This window comes from Microcoleus sp. B4-C2, from assembly GCF_036705265.1.
Classification (GTDB): Bacteria; Cyanobacteriota; Cyanobacteriia; order Cyanobacteriales; family Microcoleaceae; genus Microcoleus.
This window is the reverse complement of the sequence record NZ_JAUBUB010000168.1, coordinates 1-6,494: the sequence shown is the minus strand read 5'-3', so window position 1 is coordinate 6,494 and position 6,494 is coordinate 1. Positions and strand designations below refer to the sequence as shown.

Sequence of the window (6,494 nt, the reverse complement as noted above, 5' to 3'; positions counted from 1 at the left end):
TTAAATCTGGCGCGTGCTCGTCAGCAAATAGCCTAGCCCCACTGGTTTACTCTTTTGACAATTAATCCACCCTGCCTTCTTAAGGGGGGCTAGGGGGGATCTAGGCTTAATAGTCAAACAGCAGTCTCTGAAAGGGTTTGACGTTAAGTTGACACTAATGGGCTCTTGGAGTGTCCCTACGGGTATCTATTATTTCTAGCCGTTAATCACAGAACCGCCGTTGGGATGCAAAATTTGACCAGTCATGTAAGACGAATCTTTTGAAGCTAAAAACACATAACTGGGGGCAACTTCATCGGGTTGACCGGCGCGTCCCAAAGCCGTGTCTGCACCAAATTTCTCCACTTTTTCTTCAGGGAAAGTTGCAGGAATTAGAGGCGTCCAAATCGGGCCGGGGGCGACTCCGTTGACGCGAATTCCTTTCTCAGCTAAACTTTGAGACAAAGAGCGAGTAAAGGCAACAATTGCTCCTTTTGTGGAGGAGTAATCTAACAATTGTTGGTTGCCTTTGTAGGCGGTGACAGAGGTAGTGTTGATAATTGCACTTCCTTCTTTGAGGTGTTTGAGAGCGGCTTTTGTGAGGTAAAACATTGAGAAAATGTTGGTGCGGAAGGTGCGCTCTAATTGTTCGGCGGTGATGTTTTCGATGCTTTCTTGGGGATGCTGTTCGGCGGCGTTGTTGACTAAGATGTCGAGATGGCCGAATTCTTTAACTGTTTGTTCTACAAGGTTTTGACACACGCTTTCATCGCCGATGTCGCCGGCGATCGCCATACAGCGCCGGCCTTGTTGTTCGATCGCCTCTTTGGTCTTTTTAGCATCATCATCTTCGTTGAGATAGCTGATGACCACGTTAGCGCCTTCTTTGGCAAAGGCGATCGCCACCGCACGCCCGATACCGCTGTCTCCTCCAGTAATTAAGGCTACTTTGTCGCGCAATTTGTCGCTACCGCGATAGCCCTCCGCGAAGGATTGAGGTTGCGGAGTCATTTGCGATTCAATACCGGGTTGTTGTTCTTGATGTTGAGCCGGATTAATCTTCTGTTCGGTTGGCATAAAAAATTCCTCTAAGTTCTACCTTCATAGATAAAGGTTTTCTGGAGGTAGGACATCGTTCTTTTTGCCGATCGCCCTCTACGACTAAAGACAGTAATTAAAGAGATAAATAAACCCGTCAGCCGAGCCCATGATTGTGGCGGGCTGGTTTATATAAATTGTGAGTTTTCCTCAAAGATTGTCGGTAAAACGCGCCCCTACGAGCATCGGGATATATTTGTTGTAGAGGCGGGTTTCACGAACAATATTTCCGGTAATTAAAGAAATCGATAAACCCGCCCCGCGAGCCTCTAATTATTGTCAAAACAGCAAAAAGCACGTCAAAACATCATTTGACGTGCTTTTTAAAGAAGCTAGTTGCTAATTGCTGAGTCTCGAACTAGAAACCTAACTTAAGATTAAAACAGCAAATTCGTAGGCTCAGGAGCACCGACGAACAATGATTCATCACGCTGAGCTGCTAAAAACGGTAGGATCGCAGCCTGTGCCCCCTTTTCCAACTTCTTGCCAATAATATTAGCCGCACCAGCATTCTCAAGTACGATCGAGTTGTCAAAGCTGACTTGTGGAGCGACTGAGCCACTGACGTTAGTCAGACTATCTGGAGTATCAATCACACCCGTGTCGCCAGTCAGCGGATCGATGCTCCGAATAGCTATTCCTTGTTCCGTCGGTACTGGCGCCGGCACGATCGGCGTTACAAAAGTATTTGGTCCCGGCACAGAGAACGTAACAGGGTTAGGCCCGGTCGGAATCGGGAACTGGTTGGGAACATTCGGATCGTTGAAAACTTCCAATACCGAGTAGTTGCCCGGAGCTAAATTGGTGAACAGGGCAGTACCAGTCGCATCACTCCTTACCAGAGGCTCGGTAGCAGCATCGTAGCGGCCGTTCCGGTTCAAATCCAAAGTGAATGGGATGCCCTCCAAAGGAGGCTCACCCTGATCTTGCACGCCGTTGCGGTTGTCGTCCCGGAATTTGGGAACTATCAAGTTAAAGAACTGGCCGTTGCCCACCAAAGCACAAGTAAAGGTTTGGTTTGCGCCCAGAACGATGTCTAGTGGTTGAGTAGTTTGGAAAGAATTGGAAGGCACCACTTCCCGGACTCGGTAAATACCGGGGGTCAAATTGCCAAACTCCCAGCGACCGAACTGATCGCTGACGGTACTTGCTTCTCCGTCATCAAGGGCGTCGTTACCGTTGGTGTCGAGGAAGATTGTGACTCCTGCGATCGGCGTTTCAAAGCCGTCTCGGTAGCCGTTGCCGTTCAAGTCTTGGAATTTGCACCCAGTGATGCGGCTGTTGGGGGTGTTGCCAAAGACAACGTTGGCATCTTGAGTGCTGAGGTTGAACTGCACCCGATCCGGAGTAGTTGGACTAAAACCAGCTTGCGGCACTTCCCGAACCACATAATTGCCCGGTTCCAGGTTGGTGAAAGCACCGCGCCCGTTGGCATCAGTTACTAGCGACTGTTCCCCTGTGTCGAGGGCGCCGTTGTCGTTGGCGTCAAGGTACACCGTGATGCCGGGAATGCCCACTTCCTGTAGAGTGTTGGCCGGTTCGTAACGACCATTAGCGTTCTGATCGTTGTATTTGAAGACCGTGATGTTAGGGCGCGTATTCCCGACAGCACCGCTACCTGGATTTACCAAAATCGGGGTGAAGAAGACTGCGGGTTCGGGGTTGACCGGCGGGAAGGGGGGCGGGAAGTTCGCCGCAACGATCCGCTGGCCGCCTGGAACACTATCATCTGCGACTATGAAAGGCAGTGTTCCCTGCTGCCGCGATAGGGCGCCTGGGGCTGTAACTTCTACCGGGTTCTGGGTAGTGTTAATTGGCGGCTGGTTGGGTATGAATGTTTCAAAGGTTTCCAATACCGAGTAACTGCCAGCTTTCAAATCTCTGAAGGTAGCCCTACCATCAGGGCCAGTGAACACCTGCGGTTCGCCCGCGTCTGTCCTGCCGTTCCGGTTCAAATCGAGGATGAACGGGATGCCTGAGAGGGGAACTTCGCCTCCATCTTGTATGCCGTTGGCATTGTCGTCCCGGAATTTGAAGATCGGGATTTCGTACAGGGGAGTGTTGCCTACTTGAGCGCAGGCCCAGATTTCGCCAGGGCCGAGGTTCACGTCAAGCAGGGGGGTGCTACCGGGGGGGGTGCTTTGGGGAAAATCTCTTTCTAACGGTTCAGTTCCCGGCCCGTTGGCGCGCTCTTCCCGAATCCGGTACTGCCCAGCCGGCAAATCAGTGAATCGGAACTCGCCGTTTCTATCGGTTAAGGTAGTGCGTTCCCCTGCATCTAGCTGACCGTTGTTGTTGGCATCGATATAGATTCTGACGTTTTCCATCGGGGGTTCACTCCCGTCTCGAAAGCCGTCGTTGTCTACGTCGAGGAATTTGCAGCCAATAATCTGACCGCCATCGATGGGAGCATTGCCGAACAACACTGTGGCATTAGTTCCCGCGAGGGTGACGACGACTGGGTTGGGAGTTGTCGGGGTGAATCTGGGTGGCGAGATTTCCCGGACTGTATAGGTGCCTGGAAGCAAGCCTGGAAATACGAAGTTTCCGCTGGCGTTTGTCAGCGTCGAGGGTTCACCTGGATCGACAGTGGTGTTGTTATTGGTGTCAATAAAGATTTGGACATCGCGCAGTCCCGGTTCGCCCGGTTCTCGAACGCCGTTGCCGTTGAGGTCATTGAACTTGGTACCCTGGATACCCGCAGGAGCGTTGCCAAAATTGATGGTTGGCGGTAGCACTATTTGGGGTAATACAGGAAGTACCTGACTAGCTATTCTTTCTTCTGCCATGATTTTCTTTTCCTTCACACCTAAATCTACGTAAGCTACAGGCTACTGTATCACTTTGTCAATCAGCAGTTAGCTGCTGCTAGCGACTGACGATCGCTACTCAATCATACATACGTCTACGTTGCTCGAAGGTTCCTCATCTAACATCAGGCTTACTCCAGCTTTGTCGCACGAGATTATATCAGGTTTTGAATAGCTGTGGCAATTTGAGCGCAATATCTTCAAGATTTGCGCCCTGAGTTCTTCTGCCCGTGGACACTTGCTGTTTAGAGCTGGAACAACGTTAAGATTCACTGAACCTCGGTGAATTGAGCGACCATGCCACGAGGGCGATCGCACTTGGGGAATTGTCTGATAATTCCTAAAAACAGGTATGATACTGTCTCTGAATCTTGCTCCTCATATACAAGCCAGCTTTGGGCTTCCCGGAACTCTGGCTATGCGTTGGAGGTTGCCAACAATAGGGTATCACGCGATCGCCCTTTAACCTCTTCCTAATTTTTATCTGCGGTTTGGGATGTGGGGCGATCGACTTTTGTGTCACCCTACATAACCGAGAAATCTCTCGCGCCCATCTGCACAAACGAGTGAGCGATCGCCCCATTAATTAATTCATTTCTATTGACAAATTCACCGATTTGTGCATTATGATTCAAACCTAAATTCTGTTGCCCAAAGTTAGGAATATTGCCTAAATTTGCAAAAAATCCATCACTCAAAAATTTACTAATTCGATCGCTATCATGACCCTGGCTCAAAAGCAAGCTATCGGCCCTCATATTACCTGCAGGTTCGGGTCCGGTATAGCTGTTGGCATCCGTCAGCGGGTCGCCCTTCCAGGATTTAGCCGCCCTACCCTCAGCCTCTCCCGTTACCAAATCGATGCTGCTGGCCGCAATCTCTGCCGAGACAACAACCACAGCAGGCGGAGTCGTTTGAATAAAACCGGGGGGCGGAACTTCCCTGACAACATAACTACCTACCGGAACATTGCGGAAACTGTAATTGCCCTGAAGGTCGCTTAAGGTACTCGCTTCACCCGGATCTAAACTGCTGTTGTTGTTGAGGTCGATGTAAATTTGAGTATTGGCGATCGGCGGTTCCCCAGGATCTAGGCGGCCGTTGGCGTTAAAATCGTTGAATTTCACACCGCTGATCGTGCCAGTCACCAACACGTTACCAAAGCTGAGATTAGTGGCATTTGTGCCGTTACCCACGGTAATCGGAGTCGGATTTGGCGTGGTTTGTTGAAAACCGGGCTGCGGGACTTCCCTCACGACATAGGTTCCTGGAGGCAAATTGATAAAAGAGAAATTACCTTCGGGATTGGTTAAAGTCGAAGGTTCGCCCGGATCTAAACTGCCGTTGTTGTTGAAATCAAGGTAAATCGGCCAGTTGGCAACTCTCGGTTCCGTCGGTTCGTTGATACCGTTAGCGTTGAGGTCGTTGAACTTGAAGCCGCTGATGCTGCCGGTTGGAAAATTGTTGCCGAAATTAACGCCGACAGCGTTGGTATTGCCCGTGATGTCGATCGGGCCTGGATTTGGCGTAGTCTGTACCCATCCTGGTTGCTGGATTTCCCTGACCAAATATCTGCCGGGAGAAACATTGGCAAAAGTGTAGTTCCCTTGCGGGTTGGTGATGGTGTTGGGTTCGCCCGGATCAAAGCTGCCGTTGCCGTTGAGGTCGAGGTAAATTTGCCAGTTGGTCAGAGGCGGGTCTGTCGCATCTCGGACGCTGTTGGCATTGAGGTCGTTGAACTTGACACCGCTGATGCTGCCGACAAAAAAGACATTGCCAAAATTGATGTTGTTGACAGTGGCGTTGGAAGTAACGTTAACCGGGCCGGGGTCAGGCGTGGTTTGAAGAAAACCCGGTTGCTGGACTTCTCTCACCAAATATGTATCTGCGGGAATATTGACAAAAGCGTAATTGCCTTCAACGTTTGTAAAGGTAAAAGGTTCGTCGCCGTCTAGCCTGTTGTTGCGGTTGAGGTCGAGGTAAATTTGCCAGTTAGCTAGCCCTTGTTCCCCAGGATCTCGGCTGCTGTTGTTGTTGATGTCGTTGAATTTTGTGCCTGCGATCGTCCCTGCGTTGAAGTTGTTGCCAAAATTGATATTGCCAGCGTTTGTGCCACTGGTAATTGTGATGGGTGCGGGATTTGGGGTAGTTTGGCGAAAGTTCGGCTGCTGGACTTCCCTAACTTGGTAAGTGCCCGGTGGCAGGTTGGCGAAGATGTAGTTGCCTTGCGGGTTTGTGAGGGTGGAAGGTTCGTTAAACTCAAGCTGGCCGTTGTTGTTGAGGTCGAGGTAGATTTGCCAGTTGGGAATGGGGACTTCTCCGGGATCTGGGAGGCCGTTGGCGTTAAAATCGTTGTATTTAGTGCCGCTGATGCTGCCGACTTGGAAGTTCCCGATGTTGACGTTGCCGATGTCTATTTGGCTGGCGGTTCTGAATTCGGACATGGTGTTGCTGGGGCCCAATGAACGCGGTTCAATGTTTTCTGTAGGGCAATCTAGCAGTTTTTTTGCCAATTGCAGCTATTTCAGGGGTTGACACTCCCCTGGCTAAAGCCGAGGGGATTCTTGATTCGCAGAATCAACTTGCCGATGCAGAATTACTTCAACA

The 6,494-nt window shown here is 50.4% G+C and carries 3 protein-coding genes; all 3 read right to left on the bottom strand.

Annotation, left to right across the window (positions count from 1 at the left end; translation table 11 throughout):
• Positions 1–195: 195 nt before the first annotated feature.
• Positions 196–1,056 (bottom strand): SDR family oxidoreductase, encoded by an 861-nt coding sequence (locus QUB20_RS27830; protein WP_333251314.1) that lies wholly within the window; start codon positions 1,054–1,056, stop codon positions 196–198.
• A gap of 398 nt (positions 1,057–1,454) precedes the next feature.
• Positions 1,455–3,866 carry an SdrD B-like domain-containing protein gene (locus tag QUB20_RS27825; RefSeq protein ID WP_333251317.1) on the bottom strand — a complete coding sequence of 804 codons (2,412 nt, stop codon included), beginning with the start codon at positions 3,864–3,866 and terminating at the stop codon, positions 1,455–1,457.
• A gap of 545 nt (positions 3,867–4,411) precedes the next feature.
• Positions 4,412–6,331 (bottom strand): SdrD B-like domain-containing protein, encoded by a 1,920-nt coding sequence (locus tag QUB20_RS27820; RefSeq protein WP_333251320.1) that lies wholly within the window; start codon positions 6,329–6,331, stop codon positions 4,412–4,414.
• Positions 6,332–6,494: the final 163 nt, after the last annotated feature.

What these genes read in the sequence shown, in the direction of transcription:
- QUB20_RS27825 (WP_333251317.1), bottom strand. Translation starts at nt 3,866, where the DNA reads ATGGCAGAAGAAAGAATAGCTAGTCAGGTACTTCCTGTATTACCCCAA.
- QUB20_RS27820 (WP_333251320.1), bottom strand. Translation starts at nt 6,331, where the DNA reads ATGTCCGAATTCAGAACCGCCAGCCAAATAGACATCGGCAACGTCAAC.
- QUB20_RS27830 (WP_333251314.1), bottom strand. Translation starts at nt 1,056, where the DNA reads ATGCCAACCGAACAGAAGATTAATCCGGCTCAACATCAAGAACAACAA.